This is a genomic window from Paenibacillus auburnensis (assembly GCF_927798115.1).
GTDB lineage: Bacteria > Bacillota > Bacilli > Paenibacillales > Paenibacillaceae > Paenibacillus_AQ > Paenibacillus_AQ auburnensis.
In genome coordinates this window covers 222,193-245,979 of sequence record NZ_CAKMMG010000009.1, presented here as the reverse complement: position 1 = coordinate 245,979, position 23,787 = coordinate 222,193, and the positions used below count along the sequence as shown (strand labels likewise).

General features: G+C 53.6%; 24 protein-coding genes. 3 read left to right on the top strand and 21 right to left on the bottom strand.

Features of this window, described 5'->3' with window-relative positions:
- Positions 1-206: 206 nt before the first annotated feature.
- From L6H70_RS23750 to L6H70_RS23700, 11 genes are all read right to left on the bottom strand, one after another.
- Positions 207-443 carry a DUF6953 family protein gene (locus L6H70_RS23750; protein WP_236336630.1) on the bottom strand — a complete coding sequence of 79 codons (237 nt, stop codon included), beginning with the start codon at positions 441-443 and terminating at the stop codon, positions 207-209.
- A 326-nt stretch (positions 444-769) separates the two neighbouring features.
- Positions 770-1,615 carry an alkaline phosphatase family protein gene (locus L6H70_RS23745; RefSeq protein WP_236336628.1) on the bottom strand — a complete coding sequence of 282 codons (846 nt, stop codon included), beginning with the start codon at positions 1,613-1,615 and terminating at the stop codon, positions 770-772.
- Between the two features lie 2 nt (positions 1,616-1,617).
- Positions 1,618-2,661: an ABC transporter ATP-binding protein gene (locus L6H70_RS23740; RefSeq protein WP_236336627.1), complete on the bottom strand. Its 1,044-nt coding sequence runs from the start codon at positions 2,659-2,661 to the stop codon at positions 1,618-1,620.
- Between the two features lie 25 nt (positions 2,662-2,686).
- Positions 2,687-3,478, bottom strand: a complete 792-nt coding sequence (locus L6H70_RS23735; RefSeq protein ID WP_236336626.1) for an ABC transporter permease — start codon at positions 3,476-3,478, stop codon at positions 2,687-2,689.
- Positions 3,475-4,398, bottom strand: a complete 924-nt coding sequence (locus L6H70_RS23730) for an ABC transporter permease (RefSeq protein WP_236336643.1) — start codon at positions 4,396-4,398, stop codon at positions 3,475-3,477. Before L6H70_RS23730 ends, L6H70_RS23735 begins: the two co-directional genes overlap by 4 nt.
- A gap of 9 nt (positions 4,399-4,407) precedes the next feature.
- Entirely contained in the window at positions 4,408-5,517 is a 1,110-nt protein-coding gene (locus L6H70_RS23725; protein WP_236336625.1) for an ABC transporter substrate-binding protein, read from the bottom strand.
- 221 nt (positions 5,518-5,738) lie between these two features.
- The gene (locus L6H70_RS23720; protein WP_236336624.1) at positions 5,739-6,515 is read right to left on the bottom strand and encodes an ABC transporter permease; all 777 of its coding nucleotides are present in this window, start codon (positions 6,513-6,515) and stop codon (positions 5,739-5,741) included.
- Positions 6,516-6,534: 19 nt separating this feature from the next.
- A complete protein-coding gene (locus L6H70_RS23715; RefSeq protein WP_236336623.1) occupies positions 6,535-7,317 on the bottom strand; it encodes an ABC transporter ATP-binding protein in 783 nt (260 codons plus the stop codon).
- A gap of 94 nt (positions 7,318-7,411) precedes the next feature.
- Positions 7,412-8,440, bottom strand: a complete 1,029-nt coding sequence (locus L6H70_RS23710) for an ABC transporter substrate-binding protein (RefSeq protein ID WP_236336622.1) — start codon at positions 8,438-8,440, stop codon at positions 7,412-7,414.
- 29 nt (positions 8,441-8,469) lie between these two features.
- Positions 8,470-9,924 carry an aryl-sulfate sulfotransferase gene (locus tag L6H70_RS23705; RefSeq protein ID WP_236336620.1) on the bottom strand — a complete coding sequence of 485 codons (1,455 nt, stop codon included), beginning with the start codon at positions 9,922-9,924 and terminating at the stop codon, positions 8,470-8,472.
- 172 nt (positions 9,925-10,096) lie between these two features.
- Complete coding sequence (locus tag L6H70_RS23700) at positions 10,097-10,639, bottom strand: MarR family winged helix-turn-helix transcriptional regulator (RefSeq protein WP_236336642.1); 543 nt, start codon at positions 10,637-10,639, stop codon at positions 10,097-10,099.
- A 281-nt stretch (positions 10,640-10,920) separates the two neighbouring features.
- On the opposite strand from L6H70_RS23700, the gene L6H70_RS23695 reads away from it, so the two are divergent.
- On the top strand, positions 10,921-11,361 hold the full coding sequence (locus tag L6H70_RS23695) for a DUF6376 family protein (RefSeq protein WP_236336618.1): 441 nt from the start codon (positions 10,921-10,923) through the stop codon (positions 11,359-11,361).
- A gap of 68 nt (positions 11,362-11,429) precedes the next feature.
- On the opposite strand, the gene L6H70_RS23690 is transcribed toward L6H70_RS23695, so the two are convergent.
- The 3 genes from L6H70_RS23690 to L6H70_RS23680 form a co-directional block, all read right to left on the bottom strand.
- Positions 11,430-12,548 (bottom strand): hypothetical protein, encoded by a 1,119-nt coding sequence (locus L6H70_RS23690; RefSeq protein WP_236336617.1) that lies wholly within the window; start codon positions 12,546-12,548, stop codon positions 11,430-11,432.
- Between the two features lie 104 nt (positions 12,549-12,652).
- Positions 12,653-14,119 carry a sensor histidine kinase gene (locus L6H70_RS23685; RefSeq protein WP_236336616.1) on the bottom strand — a complete coding sequence of 489 codons (1,467 nt, stop codon included), beginning with the start codon at positions 14,117-14,119 and terminating at the stop codon, positions 12,653-12,655.
- The gene (locus tag L6H70_RS23680; RefSeq protein ID WP_236336615.1) at positions 14,116-14,811 is read right to left on the bottom strand and encodes a response regulator transcription factor; all 696 of its coding nucleotides are present in this window, start codon (positions 14,809-14,811) and stop codon (positions 14,116-14,118) included. Before L6H70_RS23680 ends, L6H70_RS23685 begins: the two co-directional genes overlap by 4 nt.
- A 346-nt stretch (positions 14,812-15,157) precedes the next feature.
- Between L6H70_RS23680 and L6H70_RS23675 the strand changes: the two genes are divergently transcribed.
- Positions 15,158-15,550, top strand: coding sequence for a hypothetical protein (locus tag L6H70_RS23675; RefSeq protein WP_236336614.1), 393 nt, complete (start codon positions 15,158-15,160; stop codon positions 15,548-15,550).
- Positions 15,551-15,628: 78 nt separating this feature from the next.
- Here L6H70_RS23675 and L6H70_RS23670 read toward each other — a convergent pair whose 3' ends face one another.
- The gene (locus L6H70_RS23670) at positions 15,629-16,657 is read right to left on the bottom strand and encodes an AI-2E family transporter (RefSeq protein WP_236336613.1); all 1,029 of its coding nucleotides are present in this window, start codon (positions 16,655-16,657) and stop codon (positions 15,629-15,631) included.
- 212 nt (positions 16,658-16,869) lie between these two features.
- Between L6H70_RS23670 and L6H70_RS23665 the strand changes: the two genes are divergently transcribed.
- Positions 16,870-17,709 carry an SDR family oxidoreductase gene (locus tag L6H70_RS23665; RefSeq protein WP_236336612.1) on the top strand — a complete coding sequence of 280 codons (840 nt, stop codon included), beginning with the start codon at positions 16,870-16,872 and terminating at the stop codon, positions 17,707-17,709.
- Positions 17,710-17,861: 152 nt separating this feature from the next.
- On the opposite strand, the gene L6H70_RS23660 is transcribed toward L6H70_RS23665, so the two are convergent.
- From L6H70_RS23660 to L6H70_RS23635, 6 genes are all read right to left on the bottom strand, one after another.
- Entirely contained in the window at positions 17,862-18,296 is a 435-nt protein-coding gene (locus L6H70_RS23660) for a hypothetical protein (RefSeq protein WP_236336610.1), read from the bottom strand.
- Between the two features lie 17 nt (positions 18,297-18,313).
- Positions 18,314-19,234 (bottom strand): ABC transporter ATP-binding protein, encoded by a 921-nt coding sequence (locus L6H70_RS23655; RefSeq protein ID WP_279306792.1) that lies wholly within the window; start codon positions 19,232-19,234, stop codon positions 18,314-18,316.
- Positions 19,224-20,240 (bottom strand): ABC transporter ATP-binding protein, encoded by a 1,017-nt coding sequence (locus L6H70_RS23650; RefSeq protein WP_236336608.1) that lies wholly within the window; start codon positions 20,238-20,240, stop codon positions 19,224-19,226. The genes L6H70_RS23655 and L6H70_RS23650 overlap by 11 nt, the downstream gene beginning before the upstream one ends.
- A 15-nt stretch (positions 20,241-20,255) precedes the next feature.
- Positions 20,256-21,101, bottom strand: a complete 846-nt coding sequence (locus L6H70_RS23645; protein ID WP_236336606.1) for an ABC transporter permease — start codon at positions 21,099-21,101, stop codon at positions 20,256-20,258.
- A 4-nt stretch (positions 21,102-21,105) separates the two neighbouring features.
- Positions 21,106-22,056 (bottom strand): ABC transporter permease, encoded by a 951-nt coding sequence (locus L6H70_RS23640; protein ID WP_236336605.1) that lies wholly within the window; start codon positions 22,054-22,056, stop codon positions 21,106-21,108.
- A gap of 84 nt (positions 22,057-22,140) precedes the next feature.
- A complete protein-coding gene (locus L6H70_RS23635; protein ID WP_236336604.1) occupies positions 22,141-23,757 on the bottom strand; it encodes an ABC transporter substrate-binding protein in 1,617 nt (538 codons plus the stop codon).
- Between the last annotated feature and the right edge of the window lie 30 nt (positions 23,758-23,787).

Below are 23,787 nucleotides of genomic sequence, written 5' to 3'. Positions count from 1 at the left end.
TTCAATTTTATAACGAACATCGACCGCAACGAAGACTAAATAAGCTGCCTCCGGTAGAGTACCGGAAGCAGCTTATAGCCTAGGGTCTTTTTTCAGTGTCTATAAAACAGGGGCTTGACCAAATGTGGGAAGGGGCTTTTCTTCTTTATTCATCCGGTTCTCCAACAGAAAGGACCATCGCTACCAGAGCAATGGTCCTTCCTGTTTCACGTCCAAGCCCACAAAAAACCGTCGCGGTCCCAGGCGATTCTTCCGCCATGCAGCTTACGGAAAGCCTTCTTCACGTCCTTGGACAGCGAGGCGTTCCCGTTCTCATTGACAAACACAAACTGTTCGCCGAAATTAGCCTTAACATATTCAATCGCGGCGGTCTGGTGCAGGGTTCCGGTAAAACGGATCTCCTTGACCATCCATTCCGCTACCTCTTGTGCGGTAACTTCCATCAGGCTGCTGCCCCTTTCAAAATGCCATAAGCAATATTTCCTCATTATAGCATGAATGTGAAAGAAAGCTGTCCCTTGAAAGATATCGGGGCCAAGTACAGCCGGCAGGCCGGTTAGGCCTTAGTGTGTGATCTGGCTGACATTAGCGGGAAAAGATCCAGCTAATTCGTCCAGTTTCGCCTAACATCATAGTTTAGCTGGAAAACCTCCACTTAATTCCCTGAGATATGCTGATTCGGGCCCATACGGGAGCGATTAGGTGGAGCAAATCCAACTAGCGTCACTCTTCATCCCGTCCCGGCGGAATTTAGGTGGAGGAAATCCAACTAAGGGGCCTTCGCCCCGGCAAAAAGCGGCAGCCCCTCCGTGCTCATCGCTTTAGAGGGTGCGAGCCCCAGGCAATGGCACATTAACGGGGCGAGCAGCAGCTGGGGCAGGGTCCCGGCTCCCGCTTCCGGCAGCAGCCCGTTATTGCCGGACATGTACAGCGGCACCAGCCGTTCAGCCGGCGTTACGCCGCCATGACACCCGTTAGCGTTCATCCCATGATCCGCCGTCACGATCACTGTATAGCCTTCTTCCATCCACTTCGGCAGCAGTGTGGCGAGCAGACCGTCCGCCCTGCGGACCGCCAGCTCATACTCCTTACTCTCCCCGCCTCCGCGGTGTCCGGCATCATCTATATTCATCGGGTGAATATAGAGAAAATGCGGATCATAGGCAGTGCGCAAATATTCGGCATCGGCGAATACATGACTGTCCGGATAATGATCCTCGAAGTAAAAGCTGCCATGCTGGATTGGCTTGAGGACATTGTGCTGATGGCGGTCGGCCACAGGATCAAACGGCGCTGAGCTATAGAGCTCGCTGACCCAGTGATAGGCCGCTGCAGCTGTGCGCAGATTGGCGGCGACAGCAAGATGAAAGACGCTCTCTTCATGGCTCAGCCTGACAATATGATTGGCGGTGATTCCGTTCTTCGACACCGGCGTCCCCGTCAGCAGCACTTCATACAGAGGCCGCGAGAGACTAGGCAGCTCGGACTGTACACTGCAGCAGGACATATGGCCCTGCTCCACCAGATGCTCCATATACCCCATATATTTACGGGCGGCATCGTACCGCAGTCCGTCCAGCACCACTACGATAAGCTTATTCGCTGTATCCGTCATCTTCAGGCCCCCTCCTGTTCCAGCTGCAGCAGCTGGGCCGGGTCCAGCATAAGGGTAACCCCCTCGCCCTCCCGCACGCGCAGCCAGCGTCCGTCATTCAGCAAATCTACGGTCAGGCAAATCCCTGCTGCCTCCACGACAGCCCGGATAATATTGCCGAGCACAGATATAGACTGTACCGTCCCCTTCACAGCAATCATGCCGTCCGTGTCCTCCCCCGGCTTCTCGCCATCCGCCAGCAGCCTAAGTGCTTCGGGCCGGATGGCGAAGCTGTCCGCTGCGCTGCGCAAGCTGCGGAACAGCGTCAGCGCCTCGGCCCGGGTCAGCACATTGTAGCTGCCCATGAACCGGGCGGCAAATTCCGTCCGCGGCGCTGTATACAGCTGCTCCGGTGAGCCCTCCTGAACAATCCGGCCCTGGTTCATGATGCAGATCCGGTCTGACAGAATCAGCGCCTCTTCCTGGTCATGGGTGACGAACAGCGTCGTCATCCCCAGCCTCCGCTGGATCTGACGGATCTCCGCCCGCAGGTTCTTGCGGATCTTGGCGTCGAGTGCGCTAAGCGGTTCGTCCAGCAGCAGCAGCTTGGGCTGGACGGCGAGCGAGCGGGCCAGCGCCACCCGCTGCTGCTGGCCGCCGGATAGCGATTGCGGATACATATCACGCTTATCTTCAAGATCGACCATCGCGAGCAGCTCCCGGCAGCGGCTGCGCCGTGCCGCAGGAGCCATCCCGCGCATGCGCATCCCGTATTCCACATTCTGGCTGACGGTCAGATTGGGGAACAGCGCATAGGACTGGAACACCATGCCCACATCCCTGCTGCGCGGCGGCAGGCTCGTCAGCTCCCGCCGCTCCAGCTCAATGCTGCCGCCATCCAGCTCGGCCAGACCGGCGATGCAGCGCAGCAGCGTGCTTTTTCCGCAGCCGGACGGACCGAGCAGCGTCACAAGCTCCCCTTCGGCGACACTCAGATCCACCCCATTCAGCACCTGGGCATCCCCGAACCTTTTGCGGATACCCTGCAGCTTCAAGTAATCGTTCATCCGGTCATTCCCTCCTCCACATAAGCTATCTCTTTCCCAGCGTCCCCAGCCGCATCAGCAGCGCCGACAACAGAAGAATGAATACAAAATAAGAAATGGCGATCGCACTGGCCAGATGCCCGCTCTCCCCGACCCGCCTGTAAAGATACACTTGAATAGTCTGTATATGGCCGCCGACCAGCATATTCGTCAGCACAAACTCCCCGAACAGCACGGAGAATGACAGCAGCGCTGATACGATAACACCCGGCCAGATATTCGGCAGAATCACATTCACAAAAGCGCTCCGGCGGCTCGCACCCAGCAGTTCGGCGGCATTCAGCAGCTCTACGGCGGATACGCTAAGCAGGCTGTTGCGGATGCCCTGATACATATAGGGAAGAATGACCACAAAATAAGCCCCGACCAGCAAATAAGCGGTACCCGAAATATTCAGCGGGCCTGAGGAATACGCGCGGATCAGACCCACGGCGGCTACTACACCGGGTACGGCATAAGGCAGAACAACAATCCCCTTCATAAAGCTCTCCCAGCGCGGAAAATAAACCGTAATCACAAACACGGCAGGCAGCATGACGGCGAGGCTCAGGACTACAGTGATCAGGCACAGATACAGCGAAGTCCACAGCGCCTCCAGGAAGCGGATGTCCTTAAACATCTCGCCAAACCAGCTGAAGGTCCAGGCTTCAGGCAGCAGGGTGTTTTGCCAGTTCTCTGCGAATGCATATAGTCCCGTTGCCAGCAGCGGCAGCAGCAAATAGGCCATGAGCAGCAGCATAAACGTACGCGGGGCAAGCCCGCTTCGCCGTGTGTTCATTGTCCCGCCTCCTCCAGGGCCGCAGTTCTTACGCCTGCTGAAGCTTCTCTCCGCCAGAGCCGTTTCCGGGGCGATTTGCTGACAAAACCTTCGGTAAGCCGGACCATCCGCTGATTGAGATAAACGGCCAGCAGCGTACTCAGAGCCAGCAGAACAGCCAGCGTGCTGCCCATCTGCGGCTGGGTCACCACATCTCCGGCAACCAGTGAGCCGATACGGACGGCCAGCAGATTATAGTTGCCGCCGACCAGCGCATAGGCCGTCGCGTAAGCCCCCATCGCGTTAGCGAAGAGGATGCCGAGCGTACCGAAGATTGCCGGTGACAGCACCGGCAGGCCTACCGTTCTCCAGAACTGCCAGGAGCCAGCTCCGAGCAGGGCAGCCGCTTCCTTCCACTGCTCCCGGATGCCGTAAAAAGCCGGATACAGCAGCAGCAAGGCCAGCGGAATCTGAAAATAGACATAGACCAGAATCAGCCCGGACCAGCTGTAGAGGTTAAAGTCCGAGAATACGCTCCAACCCCACTGCTTGAACAGCAGCGTAAAGACGCCATTGTTGCCGAGCAGAATAATATAGGCAAACGCAAGCGGCACTCCGGCGAAATTCGAGGTCATATTCGAGAGCATCAGCAGCCTATCCCGCACCGCCGGGGTAAACCGGGTGATGCAGTAGGCACACAACAGGCCGGCCGCGATGCCGATCACACTGGAGGAGACAGAGATCAGCAGGCTGTTCTTGATTGCCTGCATATAATAAGCGCTCTGCACAGCGTGAAGATAATTGCCCAGCGTAAACCCGGTTCCGTCCTCCCTGCGAAAGCTGCCCGTCAGCATGGACAACAGGGGAACTACCTGAAAGGCCAGCACCATCAGCACAAAAGGAAGCAGGGCCAGAATGACCCCGCGTTGTCTCTGTTTCATCTTCTTCATTTAGTTTAAATGCACAAGCACACGTTCCTGCCACAGCTGCGGAATGCTCTTCGCCGTTTCTTCCCATGCCTTGTAGTCACCGACCGGCTTAGCGTTGACATATTCCTCTTTCGGCAGCAGCTTAGCAGATACATCATCCGGCAGCTTGACGCTGTCGCGGATCGGCCGGGCATAGCCCTTAGCCAGATTAATCTGACCCTCATCGCTTAGGATGTACTCGCGGGTCAGCTTGGCAGCATTCCGATGGGGTGCCCATTTATTGATGATTGTCGCGTACCCGCTCACGACACTGCCCTCCTTCGGAATAGCGACGTCAAAGCCGTCCTTGCCGATCTGATCCCGGTAATTCAGCGCATTGAAATCCCAAAGCAGCGTCATCTCTACTTCGCCCTTCTCGATGTTGGCGAGCGAAGCATCGGCATTGGAGAGCCGGCCTTTTTTAGCCAGATCCTCAAAAAAAGCAATTCCCGGCTCAATATTCGTCTCATCCCCGCCAAAGGCAATCGCTGCGGCAAGCACCGCCATCTGGGCCTGCGCGGCTTTCGTTACATCACCGACGATGATTTTGTAGCTGCCGTTCTTCAGGTCCTCCCAGCTTTTCGGCGGATCGGCCACCAGCTTGGTGTTGGTCAGGAAAGCGATACTTCCCTGATAGCCGACAACCCAGTTTCCGTCCTTGTCCTTGGCCCAATCGGGAATCTCGTCCCAATAGGAGGTTTTATACGGCACAGTTACCCCTTTATCTACCGCAACGGGACCGAAGGCAATCCCAACATCCCCGATATCGGCTGTCGGTTTGTCCTTCTCTGCCTCGAACTTGGCAATTTCCTCTGCGCTCGACATATCTGTATCTGTATGTTTAATTCCATACTTCCCTGTAATATCAGTCCACGTATCCTTCCAGTTGGCCCAGGAATCCGGCATGCCTACGCTGACTACCGCACCCTCCGTTTTGGCGGCGGCTTCAATTTCGCTTAAGCTCAGCTCCGTTCCGGCAGAATTCCCGGTTTCGTCAGCCTTAGCCTCCGAGTTGGAACAAGCGGCAAGCAAGAGGACGAGCAAGGACAACATCAGACCCATAGATAACTGCTGTTTGAATCTCTTTTTCATGATTTCCCGTTCACTCCTAAATTCTTATTTGCGGGCGTTCTCTCTGTTCCAAGCTATTCGCTGCCCAACTGAAGTATAGTGGCCCAGTATTTGCCGGACGTTAAGTGAAATAGAAACATTTGTAAACAAAAAGAAACGGGTTTGCCGTCCTTTTAGGGACAGCACCCGTTTCTGCGAGAAAGAGTAAGAAGACAAGCGGTACTTTGAACGAATGATTAAGATCAGCGTTTCCGCGCCGCCACACTGACAACACCATAGCGGTACAGCACCCTGCGGCCGAACCAGCCGAACAGCCGGTCGGTGAAGAAGCCCATGAAGCCCAGGCAGAACAGCCCCACAAAAATCCAGTCCGTGCGGAAGAACAGGCGGGAGTTCCAGATCAGATAGCCCACACCTTCGTTCGAGGCAATCATCTCTGCGCCGATAATCGCCATGTAGGAGGTCCCCATCGCCAGCCGTATTCCGGTGAAAATATAAGGCGTTGTCGCCGGAACGATCACATGCAGCAGGATCTGCCATTCACTGGCCCCCATGCTGCGGGCGGAACGGATTTTGTCTTCCTCCACCGACATTACGCCGGTCAGCGTATTCAACACCACGATGAAGAAGGTCGCGTACATGATCAGGGCGATTTTTGACTGTTCGCCGATGCCGAACCAGACCAGGAACAGCGTGATGAAGGCAATCGGCGGAATGAAGCGGATAAAGTTCAGAAACGGCTCGGCAAAAATCCGGATGATATTCACTTTGCCGATGATCAGCCCCACCGGAACCGCCAGCAGACTGCCCAGCACCCAGCCCACCAGCACCCGGTAAAAGCTGATCCCGATATACTGCATCAGGGTACCGTCGCTCACCAGCTCCCGCCCGCCTTTCAGCGTTGCCCACGGCCCGGGGATCACATCAGGCCCGTATATTGCGGCACCCAGCTGCCAGATGCCCAGTGCGGCAATCCACAGCAGAGAGACGGAGACCCATTTTTTCTCCACCCATTTCATCAGGTGTCACCCCCTTATCCTATTCTTCGAAATGTCCTTGAATCTGGTTATAGAGCGAGTAGAACTCCGGTGAGGCCACGTCCCGCGGAAACGGCAGCGCATTGTCATAAATATCAGTGATGTTGGATGAAGGACCTACGGACATAATGCCGATCCGCTCACCAAGCAGCAGTGCTTCCTGAATATCATGTGTTACAAAAATAACCGTCTTATGCGTTTCCCGCCAGATGTTAACTAGCTCCTTCTGCATCGTACGCCGGGTCATCGCATCCAGGGCGCCGAAGGGTTCATCCATCAAAAGAATCGCCGGATCATTCGCCAGTACACGGGCCAGCTGCACCCGCTGCTTCATGCCTCCGGACAATTCCTTCGGAAACTTCTCCTCATGCCCGTTCAGCCCGACAAGTCCGATGTAGCGGTCAGAGATCTTCCGGCGTTCCGCTTTGGGCGTCTTCTTCATCCGCAATCCGAATTCCACATTCTCACGAACGGTCAGCCACGGGAACAGGGAGGAATCCGCCTGCTGGAACACCACCGCACGGTCTCTGCCCGGTCTGTCGATCTCAACATTATCCACCTTCAGATTGCCCCCGGATTTGGAGACAAACCCGGCGATCATATTCAGCAGGGTCGATTTCCCGCAGCCGCTCGGGCCGAGCAGAACGAAGAATTCGCCGCCTTTGATCACAAGATTCACATCTTTGATAATGTAATGAACGTCTCCGGCTGTCTGTTCACTGTAGCTTTTCCGGAGCTTCTCGATCTGAATGGTGTGCTGGCTCTGACTCGCAAGTGTAGACATTTGGACACCCCCTAAAAGTTTTGTGTAGCAACACTTCAATGATTAGACTTCGTACAAAACTTGCTTCGGAAGCTTAGTTTTGTGTAGTGGCTAGTTATTTCCCGTAAGTCACTGTATCCAGCAGAACCTGCTTCAGCGGCTCCAGATTCAGTTTGCTCTCCAGATCAAAGTCCTTCTCGATGATACCCGCATCAATCATGTATTTCTTCTGGCCGGCCAGACTGTCATAAGCAGCAGGAGTAAAGCCGATGATCCATGGGTTTAGAGGCAGATCCTTCAGCGTATTCTCCTTCGGCTGCTTCACTTCCGCATACATGAGATCCGCAACTTCGTCAGGATGGGCCTGAGCGTAGGTGGAGGCCTCATTCACCGCAGCCAGGAATTCGCCGATGCCATCGGGATTCGCCTGGATGAACTCGTCTCCGCTCACAAGTCCCATGCCGAGCCGCACAGGGGTTTTGGACATATCACTCAGCTCATGCACCCCTTCCAGCGCAGCCAGCTTATCAACCAGCGCCGAACCGATCACCCAGGCTGCATCAATGTCACCCTGCTTCAGGGCAATAAAAGCTTCGTCAAAACCGCCCTGTCCGGTTAACGTCACATCACTCAGCGCAATCCCCTGCTCCTTCAGGTACTCATCCCACAGATACGGGATAAAGGTTCCCCGGATAAAGCTGAGGTTCTTACCCTTCAGATCAGCAGCAGACTGAATATTGTCCCTCACGTAGAGCTTCCAGGCCGCAGCAGCCTGATCGGTAGCCTGGCCTGCAGAAGCGATAATCGAATAGCCGCCCTTGGACACCGCATTCAGCACCGGAAAGTCTGCACCGTATGCTACATCCACCTGTTTAATGAACAAGGCGTTAACCCCCTCCGCCGGCGAAGCGAAGGTGATGATTTCAGCGTCGATGCCATGCTTTTTGAAAAAGCCTTTATCCGCCGCTACCCGGAAAACCGGGTTAGTGTTGGTGTCGGCGATTTTGATCTTAAGTGTCTTGGGCTGATTACCCGCAGCCTCTCCAGAGGCGGCCGCGTCCCCCTTGGAGCTGCAGCCCGACAGGATTACAACAAGAGATATAGATAAGAGCAGGAATGCTGAACCGTACCATGATTTTTTCAAGACGATGCACCTCTTCGTTTATTAGTGATCTAGCCTTTTTTTTGAAGAACGCCTTCTTCTGCGGTTGCCACACAAGCGGCCCCCTCCATGAACGGCAGGGTTGTGGCGACACTTACTACTGAATCCGATCCCTTGGGTGCGGCACCCGGTACTCTGAAGCTGGTTACATCGATGGGCTCAATCTCCGTTTCCTGCGGTTTCTCAAGCTGCGGCACCCAGCTATAAGGCACACGGTAGGAGCGGTACACCATGTTGGTATTTCTGCCGTCTTTATAAGGGGAGACATACTCCCAGACAATTTCATGCTCTGCCGTAACCTCGAACAATCTGCCGTTTGAACCTTCTGTGATCAGCGTATTGCCGTTTACGAGGCGCTGGGCCGAGCTGATATAGGGGCTGTAGAATTTATAGGAGTCAGTTGGTACAGAGAATCCGGCTTCTGCCGAGGTGTACTGCCACTCAATTTCGAAGGTGACCGGATTGATCTCCAGAACCCGCGAGTGGTCGCGCACAGCATTCTTCTGTCCGTAGGGTGATGCAGGGTTAGGTAATCCGTAACCGCCCCAGCCGCCGTTATCAAATACGAGCAGGTTGCCTTCCCCCGGCAGTCCCTTCGGAATGATGTGGGCATGATGCTGGCCGATAATCCAGCCGATATGCTTCACTTCAGGCAGGTTATAGTCGGGGCCGAGACGCCAGACAATCGCGCCTGTTGCCCGGTCTGTAATAGCGATAATGTTCGCTTCACGGGCATCCCAGATGATATTGTCCGGGTGGAAACGCGCATCCCCGTTATCGTAGAATTTGTTCGGTCCTACATAGGAAGCCGAGTTGATGTGCAGCCAGTCGCCGACGCCTCCGCCCAGATGACCGAAGGAGCGTGTATTCGGATCACGGAACAATACATTGCGGGCCGCTTCATCAAATCCAAGCTCTGCAAAATGATCGCTAGCGGCCCATTCCCAGATCACATTGCCTTCAAAATCCACTTCAAGAATCGTATCATCCAGCAGCTCCTTGTTGGAGATGTCGTGGTTATGCAGGTTTTTGTGGGCCAGAATCAGGGTCTTGCCGCTGTTCACCTTAGGTTCAAGGCCCGGAGCATAATAGCCGACCGGATTGCCTTCCCGCTGATAGTCATGATGCTGGCGTGCATACCACAGCGGTTCATAGCCGGGATCCTCGATGTGCTCATGGCCGTTGAATTTCCAGACGATATTGCCGTCCCAATCGACCTGTACGAGATCGACATTATCCTGAATGCCGAACTTCGGATCCCTTCTGCCGGTGCTGCCCAGCACATAGCCGCCAGGGAGGATTTTGGCAGGGAAGCCGAGCAGGCCCTTCCACAGATGCACCTCTTTACCGTTCATGTCGATCAGCACAACCCCTTCTTCGCCTGCCTGATAGACGGTATAGCCGCTCCATGCCTTGGCCGGGTTATAGACTGTAGCTCCTGTTGGATAAATTGTTGAGTGTCCCATGATCATCTCTCCTAAAATTTTTTGTGAGGATACACTTCCTGCATTAGCTTCGAACAAAAAATCACTTCGGAAGCATATGCTTAAGTTTTTGTGAGCATATAATTCCTGAATTAGCTTCGTACAAAAACTCGCTTCGGAAGCATACGCTTAAGTTTTTGTGAGCTCATTATTTTTAGTAGCTAAGATACTTGTTCTCCGGCGCGGTTTTCCGCGGCTTCTGTTCAGGGCGGGCGGCGGCGGCTTCGGTATTCTGCCGGGCCAGCTCCAGCAGGGTGTCCGAGAATCCTTCCAGATTCCCGATCATCCGTTCATAGAAACGGCTCTGCTGCGCAAGCTCCTCCTCCGTGAAACCCTCGAACAGAAGCGTGATACATCGGGCTCCCACATTGCTGTTTCGCTGCACGAGCTCCCGCCCTTTAGCCGTAATATCCAACAATACTGTCCTGCGGTCATCTTCCTTCCGCCGGCGTACCGTGTACCCGCCTTTTTCCAGCTTGTCGCTCAGTGCCGTGATGGCACCGGAGGTGAAATCGAGTTGCTCTGCCAGATCGCCGAGCCGCTGCTCACCCTCGCGGATAATCTTGTTCAGGATCAGCATGCCCGGCAGGGCAATCCCTTCCACATTCACCCGGTCACGCTCCTTCACGAATCTTCTTACCATCTTGCGGAAGAGCCAGTCGGCCTCTTCCAGGCGCTCCCACTCTTCATCTGTCATTCGCTCCCTGCCTTCCTCCATCAGCCAACAAAAAAAGGCTCCCGGCATACTCCCTCCATAGGGTAGTAATGCGGGAGCCTTTGGCGGTCCAATCGGCTCAGGTAATTATTTCACTGTTCATTTAATTAGTGGTGAACTATTGGTGTAATCATATACCCCCTTAAACCCACCTGTCAAGTATGAATTTAGACAAAAGTTAATTTTCCGCAACCCGCTCGGTATACTGCCGTATGAACTAGAGTAAACCTGGCACATACGATAACTCAAGAGGAGTGAGGCGAATGAAGAAATACAGTCTAAGTCTGCTGCTGTTCATCCTGCTGATTGTACCGGGCTGCGGGTTTGCAGAAAAGGTGGAGAATGGCGTCACTTTCACTGCCGATACAGCCTCTTACATGCAGACGCTGACGGAATTCGCGCAGGAAATGGATTCGCTGGCTGCCGATGCAGCCACAGACCCGCAGGCTAAGGAGGCATTGAAGGAAAAGCTGGCTACTCTGAAGGAACGGATTTCCGGGTATGCCAATCTTCAGGTTCCGGAGTATGCAGCGGATCTGCATCAATCCATTGTCAGCTACAACGAGAAGCTTCAGCAGGGTCTGGATCAGGCTACAACTAATCTGGAGGAGGGCAAGGATGCCTTCGAATCGACAGGGATTCCCGCTACGATCAGCCAGATCAATGAGCTATTGAACCAGCTTAACCAGCTAATTCCTCAATAACAGCATTAATAAGCGCCCGGGATATGGCATCAGCAGCTGCCATATCCCGGGCGCTTTTTTCTTATGCGTTATGACAGCCTAATCACATATGTCGTGATCTGAAGAGCGTTATCCTTCAGCACAGCCGAGGAAGCCAGCAGCTTCTTGCCGGAAGGACTCCAGCGCAGCTGGCCGGAAATTTCAATATCGCCAAGGAGCGGCGTCTGTTCCCCGGTCTCAAGTGTGGTAATGAACACCCCGTTCTGGTCATCGGCAGGGTTCTCGGCGATTAACGAATACGCCAGCTTGCTGCCATCCGGCGACCAGCTGGTTCCGAAGACCTGCTGGCCTGAGGCCAGCTCCGACTGCTCATTGCCTTCGCTGTCACAGAGCACCAACACCATCTCTCCCGGCTGGGTCCGCTTCACAATGGCCAGCTTGCTGCCGTCCGGGGACGGAATGGCCCAGACCACACTTTTTTTCAGAGCCTTGGCCTGCCTGGTTTCCTTATCGTAGGCGTTCAACTCCATCTCCTCACCGGTCACGTAGTATATGATATTCCCCGACTGCCCCAGCTCATGGACATACGGTTCGCCGGGCTTCACCACAGTCTCTTTATTTCCCTGTACATCTACGCTGTAAATAGTCCCGTCCATACTTGGGAAAATCACATGCCCGTCGTCAGCCCACCTGCCTTCTTCCATCCGGAACGGGGCTTCATCCACCTTGACGGAAGCGCCTGTGGCAAGATTCATGATGTACCCGAGACCCACTACATCCTCCGCCTCTTTGTACAGGAGATATTCCTTGCCCGGAGACAGCTCTGCTGCACCATAGTTTTTGTTCCCTTCCTGGAGCGCAGTTTCCTCCCCGGAGGAAAGGGTATGCAAATAGAGGTTATGGGGATAACGTTCCGTGCCTTCAATCGTTTGTGGGGTAAGATTTCGGTTTTCTTTATCCACCGCAATGACATCCTCACTAACCCAGTCCATGCCGCGCACACCCTCGACCTTGTCGATGCCCTCCAGCTTCAGCTTGGTGTATACAGATTCGCTGGTATTGTCCATTACTGTAATTTGGGTCCCCGACTTGTCAACGACCTGCCGCGACTCCGTATTCCCCGAACTGCATGCCGTAGTCAGCACAAGCGCTGTGCCCAGCACCACCTGACCCGCCCTGCGCAGTCTGCCGCCTATTAGTATAATCATCATTACTTCCCCCTACAGTGTTATTGCTCCATTGCCCCAAGCATACCGGAAGAGTATTTCCAAAACGCTGCATAATGTTTCCAACTTGTAAAGTTTATTGATTCTCACGCCATTACCGGAAAAGAAAGCTGGAACGCCGAGCCTTCGCCCTCTGTCTCCAGCAGGACAATGCTGCCGTTCTGCTTCTCGACCAGATTGCGCACCAGTGACAACCCGAGACCGGTGCCCCCCGACGCCCGGGAGCGGTCGCGGTTAACCGTATAGAATGGCTCGAAGATTTTGTCCCGTGCTTCCGCCGGGATGCCTATGCCGGTATCGCTGATCGTGATCCATACCCGGCCCTCCCGGACCTCACTACGCAGATGGACAGCCCCCTGTGGGACATTATATTTGATGGCATTATCAATCAGATTGATGAAAATATGCATGAAGCTCTCTTTGTCGATCCAGATCTGTGCAGGCTCCGCCTCCAGCGTAATTGTCAGGCCGAACCGCTCGGCCTTGCCGTTCATCCGGCCGCAGATATCCCGCAGCCCTTCGGCTACCTCAAACAACTCGGCCTGCGATTCGAAATCATATTTCTCCAGTGCGGTCAGCTGCAGCACCTTGTCCACCATCTCATACAGCCGGTCACTTTCCTTGGCGATATTGGTCTTGGCCTCCAGCAGCAGCTTGGGATCATCATCATACATGTTAAGCAGGTCCACATAAGCCTTAATCGAGGTCAGCGGTGTCTTGAACTCATGGCTGATATTGCCGATATACTGCTTCTGCTGCTGCTCCAGCGCCTGAAGCTTCGTCACGGCGAGCTGTAATTTACGCTGCTCTTCATCCTTTGCGGCAATACTGCGCTCAATTTCCTTACTCATAAAATAAATCCCCTCGGCCAGCTCACCCAGCTCATCCCTTCGTGTAAGCGGCGGAGATGAGATATATTCGGTCCGGCGGATCGACTCTGCCGCCTTCTTCAAGCGGCTGATCGCAGAGGCGGCGCGGTTGAAATACAAATAACCGGTAATGAAGCTTAGCAGGAGCACCGCGGCTCCGGTCGTCAGGAACAGATTGCGGAGGGTCTGCTGAAAGCTTTGCGCACTCTTCAGTGAATACTGCAGCTGCACTACCCCCATCTGCCCCTCCGGGCCTTGAAGCGGAGCCAGATAGAGCAGCTTGTCGCCTGCATTCTGGTAAGCGATCTTGTTCTGCAGCGCATAGGCCAGTGCACCGGCGATAGCGGCACTTCCCTGTGCAGGCTCACGCTGCACCGAGGTCCCTGCCTGCTCACCTTGCGCATCGTACAGCGTGACCTCAAGACCGGTAAAGCCGGCCAGCTCGGCCGCCAGCTCACGCCCGCGCCGCTGCAGAAATTGCTGCGGAGGAAGCCGGACTCCCGTGTAGTAGGTCTGCTTCACCCGCAGATTGACGGTTTTGACATGCTGGGCGAGCGAGGCCTCCGCCTGGGTCAGCTCATTGCGCTCTACGCCGCGCAGCACGAAATAGCTCAGCACACTGACAGCCAGGATCAGCAGCAGCCCCAGGAACAGGCTGAATTTCAGCTTGATGCTGACTCTCATGCGTAGCTCCCGGCCGGTACAGCTTTATACCCGACGCCATAAACCGTCTGCAGCATATTCTGATAAGGCTCACCGAGCTTTTTGCGCAGACGCTGGATGTGGATATCCACGGTGCGTGTGCCGCCGGCATAGTCCATCTCCCATACCTGCTCCAGCAGCTCTTCCCGCATATATACACGCTGTGGATGGGAGAGCAGCAGCAGCAGCAGATCAAATTCCTTCGGCGTCAGCTCCAGCTCCTCATCCCCAAGCTCGGCAGAACGCCTGTCGGGATACACGCGCAGCGCTCCATACTCGATTACCTCGCCGGCGACTTCACCCGTCTTCTTGTCCAGCCTGCGCAGCAGCGCCTTGACACGAGCCAGCAGCTCACGGATTTCAAACGGCTTGGTCATGTAATCATCTGCCCCAAGCTCCAGCCCGACAATTTTATCAACAATATCATTTTTGACTGTCAACAGAATAATCCCTATATCATCCCGGTTCTCCAGCCGGCGGCATACATCATAGCCGCTCAGCTTAGGCATCATCACGTCCAGCACCAGCACATTCGGATGGAAGGTCAGCACCTTGGAGAGGGCCTCCTCCCCGTCACCGGCCGTATCCACCTCATAGCCTTCGCGCCGCAGCGCATAGGCAATTGCACTGGAAATGCTCTGTTCGTCATCAACAACCAGTACTTTTTTATTCATCGGCGGTTCACCTCTTACACTTATGGTTTATTTACTATCTGGCCCTGCTTCTCTTAATAACCGTTCTGCTTCCTGCTGATAGTATACCTTGATTTGCCGGTCCACCCAAAAGCTCTTCCCTGCTCCAGACGGTTCTCAGCTTGAAAGGTTGCCGTGATCATTTAAATGAACCCTACCGCGGATTAAAGCGTATTACCCCCAAGGGGCCATTCTTTAGGCAATCTTAAACCAGACTTAAGCTTAGCCTCAGCTTTCCCGGTTACAATGCACTTAAGCACATTTATCCTAACTAACGTAACCTATGACCCCTTACCGATATAACAAATATGAAAAGAGGATTATTTACATGAACATAAAACGAGTGATGATTGTCGGGACCATGATTGTAGCAATGTCTTTCGGAGGAACAGCCTGGGGCAGAACTGCCGCCATCGCCTCTCCGGTAGCGAAATGGTCTACTTCCGCAGCTGTGGCAGACAAGGACGAGCTGCTTGAAGCACTGAACCAGTCCTCTGATGAAGAGCTGTACGAGGCACTTTACGACGGTAAGTCTCTGAAGGACATCGCCGCAGAGAACGGCGGGAATATCAATCAGGTCATTAACCTGCAGGTTGCACAGCTGACTCAGCAGCTGGATTCGCGCCTGGCCAGCGGCAGCATTACAAGAGAACAATACGCAGCGCAAAAAGCCGAGGTAAGAGAGCTTGTGACCCAGAGTGTCACTACCACGTTCGGCTGATTGCAGAATACTTAGATGATGAAAAAGGCAGCCCGCTGGCAAATGTGGGCTGCCTCTTTTTTATGAACGGAATTCTGGTTACTTCACGGGTTCATTGCGGGAAATATCAAGGATATCCAAGAAGAAGACAAAGATCGGAATCCCGAGAATAAGTCCCCATACGCCAATATAGTGCTCGGAGAACAGCAATACGATGAAGGTGTAGAACATCGGCAGGTTCATCTTCGAGGACATCAGCTTCGGATTCAGGAAATAGCCCTCCATGAAATGCAGCACGGCAATCATCGCGAGGACATAGGCCGTCATTTCCAGCCCGCCGATATTATAGCCGATAATACAGAGCGGAACCAGCGAGATGACGAATCCGACCACCGGAATCAGGCTGAGCAGGAAGATCATCACGGAAAGCGCGAACAGATAAGGAAACGGTTCAAAAAAGAAGCCAAGAATCCATAAACCGATCACGGTAAAGAACGTATTGAACAGCGCGATCAGAATCTGCGCTTCAATGACCTTGCCGAAGGAGGAAATGAATTTTTTGCCGAAATACTCAAGCTCTACGTAGAACCAGGAAATCTTGCTCTCTCTCAGGCGGGAAGTAAAGCTGACAATGCGGCCCTTTTCCAGGATGAAAACAAAGCTCAGAATGGTGGATAATACGAAGGTTGTGCCCCAGTTGCTGATTTTGAACACATAATCAATACCGCCCTTTAGATAGGACTGATAGTTCAAATCCTTGAGCATACCGAATAAGTACTGGGTAATCTCATTTTGCGGGATGTCTTCAGAAGTTAAATTCGATAAATAGGTGGTTAATTGCTTGACTTGCTCGAACACTTTGGGCAGATATTTAACCAGGGTAAGTACGATCATGGTGATAAGGGCCAGGTACAACACGATGATTATGACCTTGCTGTTCACCCGGATATACTTGCTGATCCGCTTCGTCAGCAGAACCTGAAAGCTGTTCATCACGTAAGCAATCAAAAATGTCAGGAGCACTAAATTCAACATGTCTCTGATGCTGTAGAGCAGCAGTCCGATCAGCACCAGAATTCCAAAGCGCCGGATCGTTAAATTAGCATAATAACGCTTAAATACTTCCATTGTTCCTCTCCATTCGCTTACTACTATAGACTTAATTATAGTCTACAGTAATGAAAACTTTGATACAACTTAACCAGGCCGTAAAAATAGGCGAAAATGCGGACTTTATGTCGGACTCAAGGGAGATGCATCCGGTACATGCTATAATGTATAGACCATCTTTTGGAAATTCCTGATTTCCAACATCAAATTCATTGGAGGTTGCATTTAAAATGAGCAAAATCATCTGCATTACCGGCGCCTCTTCCGGAATCGGCCTGGCATCGGCTCTGAAATTCGCCCGTGAAGGCTGGACTGTATACGCCGGCACGCGGAATCCGGCACGCGACCAGGAGCTGTACCGCGAAACAGGCAATCTGCATTTCGTCCATCTCGAAGTCACAGATCCGGACAGCATTCAGCTTGTGGTCGACGAAATCAGCCGTAAGCACGGCTCGCTGGACGTACTGTTCTGCAATGCAGGGTTCGGTTACCTCCGCGCACTTGGGCAAGCGCCGGTGGAAGATATCCACCGGGTCTTCGATACCAATGTATACGGCGTAATGCATACCATCCGGGCTGCACTGCCCCTGCTGCGTAAGAGCGGGAACGGTCATATCGTAGCCACTTCAAGCGTAGGCGGACTAGTTGGACAGCCGATGAATGAAATATACTGCGCCAGTAAATTTGCGGTGGAAGGCCTGCTGGAAAGTCTGGCTACCTATTACAAACCGCAATTCAACATCGACGTGACTTTACTGGAGCCGGGGGCGATTGCCACAGAATTCAACAAAACCGTGCTGGGGCATGTATCAGACACCGGCGGGATTCTGGAGGACGAATACAAGCCGGTAATTGATGCGTACACCGCAACCTTTCTGCAGCGGAATGTAGAACCCCAGACAGCAGAGTCCGTAGCCGACGTCATGTGGGAACTGGTGCATATGGAGACCAAGCCGGTGCGTATCCGCACCTCGGAGCGGGCGGAGGCTTTTGTATCGCGCAAAGTAAGTACCGACCCTACCGGCCTGGAAGGCGTTCTCAGCACCCGCAAGATTCAGCTGAATATGTAGGAAAGACCGGTCGGCAGGATTCCCCTTATCTTATTTCATGCTTCTTATCATACGTTTATCCCTGTTCCCGCGTTTCAGCCATTAAAAATAGAACCCAAAAAAATTGCCCCCCGGACATAACGCCGGGAGGCAATTTCCATTTATCGTGCAGCTTACCGCTGGACCGGTTCAATCCGGTAGACTCCGGACTCCGCTTCTCCGCTGATCACCCAGCCAAAGGACAGAACGTCTTCCACACGTTTTTTCTCGTCTGCGTTTAAGGAAACCTCAACCGCTTCCTTGCCTTCCTCCAGCTCCAGCTGCGGCTCTATGCCTAGCGCGACAGAGATCCAGCTGCGGATGCCCCGGATCGTATTGTATTTAATCTGGTAGCCTTCCGTTACAGCCTGGCGGTATTCCTCCGGCTTCTCTGCTGCCAGAGCTGCGAGCTGCTGATAATCAAATTCGAACGGACTATTGTCGACCGGCAGTTCTCCGGCAGAGGTAATGGCCAGCAGCTCTTCATTCGTCCAACCCAGTCCCCGCAGTGATTCCAATAACAACGCATCCCACTGTGATAATCTAACCTTGTTCACTGTTTCCGACATGTTTCTCTGCCTCCCGCTTATTCCTTGAAATCATAAGCCACGAAGTGGCCCGGACTTACCTCTTGCAGTTGCGCTGCCTCGCCTTCACCGCGCACGGCGGTGAAGCCGTCCAAATGGATCCGCTGATTGGCTTTAAGCGGATCCGTCTCCAGAATGGAGGACAATAGCGCCTTCGTGTACGGATGCTGCGGATTGTCATACAGCTCATCACTCTCAGCCACTTCAACCAGACGCCCGCCGTACATCACACCGATCCGGTCGGAAATATGCCGGACCATCGACAGGTCATGGGCAATGAACAGATACGTCAATCCGAATTCAGCCTGCAGATCCTCCAGCATATTGACCACCTGTGCCTGAACGGACACATCGAGCGCTGAAATCGGCTCATCGCAGACCACAAACTCCGGCCGGACCGACAGCGCTCTGGCAATGGATATCCGCTGCCGCTGGCCGCCGCTGAACTCATGGGGGAAGCGGTACAGATGCTCCCGCTTCAGCCCTACCTTCTCCAGCAGTGCAGCCACTGCCTCCTTGCGTTCATCCCCCTGATATACTCCATGAATCTTCATCGGCTCGCTGATCAGCTCCAGCACATTCAGGCTGGGATTCAGCGAGGAATACGGGTCCTGAAAGATGGACTGAATCCTTCTGCGGAAAGGCTTAAGCTGCTTCTCGCTTAAAGCTCCGAGCGGCTGCCCGTCAAATGACACTTCACCAGCAGTGTAATCGTACAGGCGCAACAGACAGCGCCCCACCGTAGATTTCCCGCTTCCCGATTCCCCGACCAGCCCGAAGGTTTCCCCCCGGCGGATCTGGAAGCTGACGCCATCCACCGCTTTCAGCACAGCTGTATCACGCCCGCGCAGATCCTTGCCTTTGGAGAAGTGCTTCTTCAGATTATTTACGTCCACTAATATGCTGCTATCACTCACCAGCGAACCCTCCTTCTGCAACAGCTGCCGCCTGCTGCCCTGCACTCTCAGCCAGCCAGCACATCGAGCGGTGTCCCGGGGACAGCTCGACTGCGGGAGGACGTTCACTGCAGCGGGCAAAGGCATGCGGGCAACGCTCCATAAACGGACAGCCCGGCGGCGGATTCAGCAGATCAGGCGGCGTACCCTCGATCGGGATCAGCCGCTCACGTGAGCCCCCGCCGCGCTTCGGAATCGAGCGCAGCAGCCCTTGGGTATACGGATGCTGAGGGCGGTAGAAAATATCCTCTACCGTCCCTTCCTCCATAATCAGCCCCCCGTACATAACGATAACTCGGGTGCAGACCTGTGCCACCACCCCGAGATCATGGGTGATCAGCGCAACGGCCGTATCCGACTTGCCTTTAAGCTCTTTGAACAGGTCAAGAATCTGCGCCTGAATGGTAGCATCCAGTGCGGTTGTCGGCTCATCGGCAATCAGCAGCTCCGGCTGGCAGGAGAGTGCCATGGCGATCATTACCCGCTGGCGCATCCCGCCGCTGAATTCATGCGGATACTGCTTCAGCCGCTGCTCCGGATCACGGATACCTACCTGGCGCAGCATCTCAGCCGCTTCCTTGTAGGCCGCTCCTTTATTTAATCCGCGGTGTCTGCGGATCACTTCCGTTAATTGCTGCCCGATTTTTTTGACCGGATTCAGCGAGGTCATCGGGTCCTGAAAGACCATGGCAATCCGGTTGCCGCGGAGTTTCCGCCACTCTTTTTCCGAAAGCCCGGTCAGATCCCCGCCCTGAAACTCCAGTCTCCCGGAAGTAATCCGTCCCGGAGGCGTAATCAGCGACATGATGGCCTTGGCCGTAACACTTTTGCCGCTGCCGGATTCCCCGACAATCCCTACGGTCTCACCGGCATTAATATGAAAGCTCACGCCCCGGACTGCCTGGTTCTCTCCATCCCGGGTAGCGAACGATACTTGTAAATTCTCAATAGATAGCAGCCGCTCAGTCATGCTGTCATCACTCTCCTATCTCCGGATCAGCTTCGGTTCAAAGCCGACCCGTAAAATATCGCCCAGCACATTAAAGCTCAGTACGGTCAGCAGAATCATCAGCCCGGGGAACAGCGCGAGATAAGGCGCCTGTGCAATATAGCCCTGCGCGCTGTTCAGCATGCTGCCCCAGGTGGCGTTCGGCGGCTGTACACCGAAGCCGAGGAAGCTGAGTGAGGATTCCATCATAATGGCCGAAGCGATGTTGTTGGTTGCTCCTACGATAATAACCGGCACCAGGCCGGGAAGAATATGCCGCCAGATAATGCCGGACGCGCTCTGGCCGGAGGCCTTGGCGTACAGCACATATTCGCGCTCCTTGATGGTCATCGTCTCCGCCCGGACCACCCGCGCCACCGTCATCCACATCAGGAGAGCTATAATCAGGATAATATTGCCGACGCTCGGTTTCAAAAACACACTAAGCAGCAGCAGGATCAAAAAGGACGGAATGGACATGATGATGTCCAGCATCCGCATCAGCAGATTATCCAGCCAGCCGCCGAAATAGCCGCTGACGACACCGACGGCAACCCCGATAATAGTGGCTACAATCATTGAAGCAAAGCCGACCAGCAGAGAGACACGCCCGCCGTACAACGCCCGGGCCAGATAATCACGGCCGTAGTCATCCGTTCCGAACCAGTGGCCTGCCCCGGGCGGTGTGAGTCTGGCCATGGCATCCATTGCGTTAGGGTCATAGCCGGACAGAAAAGCAAATACGGATCCCAGCGTAAAAATCACCAGAATAGCAAGCGCGGTGACACCCAGACCGTTCGTAAACAGCTCTGATTTTAAATTTATCCATTTACTGCGATTCATGAGGTCACCCCTTTAATTTAATGCGCGGATCTACGAAGCTGTAGAGAATATCCGCGGCCAGATTACCGATGATCAGCATCAGGGATGAGAACAGTGTAATTCCCATAATAACCGGATAATCCATCCCCCGGACCGCCGTCATTCCCAGTGATCCGATACCCGGCCAGCTAAAGACTGTCTCCGTCACAATTGCGCCTGCCACCAGATCGCCCATAGACATGCCAAGCAGCGTAATGACCGGCAGCAGCACATGCTTCAGCACATGGCGGAACAGAATCGTTGACTTCCGGGAGCCAAACGCATATTGAATCTGCACATATTCTTCCTTCAACTGCCCGATGGTGCTGGAACGGATATAGCGTACATAACTGGCCAGGAAACCGAAAGCCAGCACAGAGCAGGGCAGAATGCCATGCTTCAGTACATCGGCGGCCGATTCCACCCCAATCGTGCGCATGCCCATACTCGGCAGCAGATGCAGCTTAATGGCGAACAAATACATCAGCAGGATTGCCAGCCAGAATAACGGCACGGAAATTCCGATGTAAGAAATGAAATTGATCAGCTTATCCAGCCAGCGGTTGCGGTTCGCTCCGGCAATCAGACCCAGCGGAATGGCCAGTAATACAGCCAGCAGGATCGCACTGCCCATTAGCCCAGCTGTGGCTGGCAGGCGCTCTAGAATCTGCCCCAGTACAGGCTGGTGATTGACCAGGGAATAGCCGAAATTCCCCTGTACCATTTCTTTGATCCAGATGAAATATTGAATATAGGCCGGCTTATCCAGTCCCAGATTATGACGGATCCGCTCGATATCTTCGGCATGCATATTTGGTGTGACGAAGGACAGCACCGGGTCCCCCGGGGCCAGCTTAATCATTGCAAAGCAAACCACCGACACGAAGAACAGCATCGGTATGGTTTGCAGCAATCTACGGACGATGAGTTGTCTCATACGTGATTCTCCCGACTCATGATGGGCAAAAAAATAAGCTGGAGGTCCAGCTTATTTTTCGCCGTACTTATTTTTTACTGTAGTTTATTTCTGGTAGATCTTCGACAAGTCTTCAAAAATAACGACAGGCTTCAGAACAGCTTCATCAATGCCGCCGTAGTTTTTGGAGACAGCTACGACAGTTTTAGTATAAGCGATAGGATAGATTGGTGCATCTCCAGCGATAATTTCCTGGACCTGCTTGTAGATTTCACCGCGTTTTGCAGGATCCGCTTCGCCTGCGCCTTCATTCATCAGCTTATCAACCTCAGCGTTGGAATAATGTGAATAGTTAGAAGAGCTGTTTGTAGTGAAGAGGATACGGTAAGCATCCGGATCATAGCCCATGATATAACCGGTCAATGCCAGCTCAAAGTCAGTAGCTTTCAGATCAATGAATTTCTGTACCCAAGCGGAGGAATCCATGTTCTGCAGTTCCACTTCAACGCCGATTTCTTTCAGCTTCTGCTGCACATACAGGGAGATCGCTTCCTGTGCTTTGTTACCGCTCTGTACAATGTATCTCAGTTTCAAGTTGCTCTCTCCGGCGGATGCCAGCAGTTCCTTCGCTTTAGCAGCGTCATTGTCAAAAGTAGTTACATCATTCGTGAAATACAAGGCATCAGGAGTCAGGAAAGACTTCGCCGGATCTGCATATTCACTGGATGTGTACGCCGTCTGGATCAGCTCATCACGGCTGAGGGCCAGGGACAGGGCTTGACGGACTTCTTTTTTAGCCAGGGCGCCGGTATCGCTGTTCGCATTGAACATCAGATAAGCCAGGCGGCCTTCGCTGTAAGGCAGGATTTCGAAGTTGTTCGTAGCCTGAATTGTCGCTACATCCTTCGGATCCAGGTACTGCACATTGATCTCGCCGTTCTGCAGGGCAAGGTTAGCAGCATTGGCATCCTTGGCAATCCGGTAGGTTACCGAATCCAGGTGCGGCTTGCCGCCGAAGTAGTTATCGAATCTTTCCAGAGTCAGATACTCGCCTGCTTTGTATTCTTTGAATTTGAATGGACCGGACCCTACAGGAGCAGCATTCTTGGTGCTCTTCTCAATGTCGGCTTCATTCTCAAAGATATGCTTCGGAATCGGGAAGACCTGCACCAGCGTAGCCTCGAAAGCCGGGCTGACCTGCGGAAGCTTGAATTCTACAGTCAGATCATCCACCTTAGTAGCCGTGATCGGCTTGTCGTTAATCAGGAAATTGGCACGCAGGAAGCTGTTCTGCTTCTCATCCAAAATGCTGTCGATCGTGAACACGACGTCATCGGCAGTCAGCTTCTCCCCATCATGCCAGGTCAGGCCGTCTTTAAGCTTCAGTGTGTAGGTAAGATTGTCGGCCGAAGGCGTGAGGCTCTCTGCCAGATAGAATGTTTTCTTACCATTGTTCACTTGGAACAGCGGTGCGTAGAGTGCCTGGTCAATCGTCAGGCTGATTCGGTCACCCGCGTAGTTCGGATTAAGCACCTGCGGATCGGAGGCGACTCCGATAATCAGGCTGCCGCCGTCTTTCGGCTCTGTGCTGGCAGCTGCTTCCGTAGCAGCTGGCGAAGCACTTGTATTAGTCGATGCTGCGTTGTTGTTCCCCCCGGAGCATGCACTGATCATAAATGTTAACAATATTAAAGCGACAACCCCAGATAGCCCTCTTCTCATCTCTATCTCCTCCATGTCTATGAGCAAACT

Coding starts and splice junctions, on each gene's coding strand:
- L6H70_RS23750 (WP_236336630.1), bottom strand. CDS start 443: ATGGAAGTTACCGCACAAGAGGTAGCGGAATGGATGGTCAAGGAGATC.
- L6H70_RS23745 (WP_236336628.1), bottom strand. CDS start 1,615: ATGACGGATACAGCGAATAAGCTTATCGTAGTGGTGCTGGACGGACTG.
- L6H70_RS23740 (WP_236336627.1), bottom strand. CDS start 2,661: ATGAACGATTACTTGAAGCTGCAGGGTATCCGCAAAAGGTTCGGGGAT.
- L6H70_RS23735 (WP_236336626.1), bottom strand. CDS start 3,478: ATGAACACACGGCGAAGCGGGCTTGCCCCGCGTACGTTTATGCTGCTG.
- L6H70_RS23730 (WP_236336643.1), bottom strand. CDS start 4,398: ATGAAACAGAGACAACGCGGGGTCATTCTGGCCCTGCTTCCTTTTGTG.
- L6H70_RS23725 (WP_236336625.1), bottom strand. CDS start 5,517: ATGAAAAAGAGATTCAAACAGCAGTTATCTATGGGTCTGATGTTGTCC.
- L6H70_RS23720 (WP_236336624.1), bottom strand. CDS start 6,515: ATGAAATGGGTGGAGAAAAAATGGGTCTCCGTCTCTCTGCTGTGGATT.
- L6H70_RS23715 (WP_236336623.1), bottom strand. CDS start 7,317: ATGTCTACACTTGCGAGTCAGAGCCAGCACACCATTCAGATCGAGAAG.
- L6H70_RS23705 (WP_236336620.1), bottom strand. CDS start 9,924: ATGGGACACTCAACAATTTATCCAACAGGAGCTACAGTCTATAACCCG.
- L6H70_RS23700 (WP_236336642.1), bottom strand. CDS start 10,639: ATGACAGATGAAGAGTGGGAGCGCCTGGAAGAGGCCGACTGGCTCTTC.
- L6H70_RS23695 (WP_236336618.1), top strand. CDS start 10,921: ATGAAGAAATACAGTCTAAGTCTGCTGCTGTTCATCCTGCTGATTGTA.
- L6H70_RS23690 (WP_236336617.1), bottom strand. CDS start 12,548: ATGATTATACTAATAGGCGGCAGACTGCGCAGGGCGGGTCAGGTGGTG.
- L6H70_RS23685 (WP_236336616.1), bottom strand. CDS start 14,119: ATGAGAGTCAGCATCAAGCTGAAATTCAGCCTGTTCCTGGGGCTGCTG.
- L6H70_RS23680 (WP_236336615.1), bottom strand. CDS start 14,811: ATGAATAAAAAAGTACTGGTTGTTGATGACGAACAGAGCATTTCCAGT.
- L6H70_RS23675 (WP_236336614.1), top strand. CDS start 15,158: ATGAACATAAAACGAGTGATGATTGTCGGGACCATGATTGTAGCAATG.
- L6H70_RS23670 (WP_236336613.1), bottom strand. CDS start 16,657: ATGGAAGTATTTAAGCGTTATTATGCTAATTTAACGATCCGGCGCTTT.
- L6H70_RS23665 (WP_236336612.1), top strand. CDS start 16,870: ATGAGCAAAATCATCTGCATTACCGGCGCCTCTTCCGGAATCGGCCTG.
- L6H70_RS23660 (WP_236336610.1), bottom strand. CDS start 18,296: ATGTCGGAAACAGTGAACAAGGTTAGATTATCACAGTGGGATGCGTTG.
- L6H70_RS23650 (WP_236336608.1), bottom strand. CDS start 20,240: ATGACTGAGCGGCTGCTATCTATTGAGAATTTACAAGTATCGTTCGCT.
- L6H70_RS23645 (WP_236336606.1), bottom strand. CDS start 21,101: ATGAATCGCAGTAAATGGATAAATTTAAAATCAGAGCTGTTTACGAAC.
- L6H70_RS23640 (WP_236336605.1), bottom strand. CDS start 22,056: ATGAGACAACTCATCGTCCGTAGATTGCTGCAAACCATACCGATGCTG.
- L6H70_RS23635 (WP_236336604.1), bottom strand. CDS start 23,757: ATGAGAAGAGGGCTATCTGGGGTTGTCGCTTTAATATTGTTAACATTT.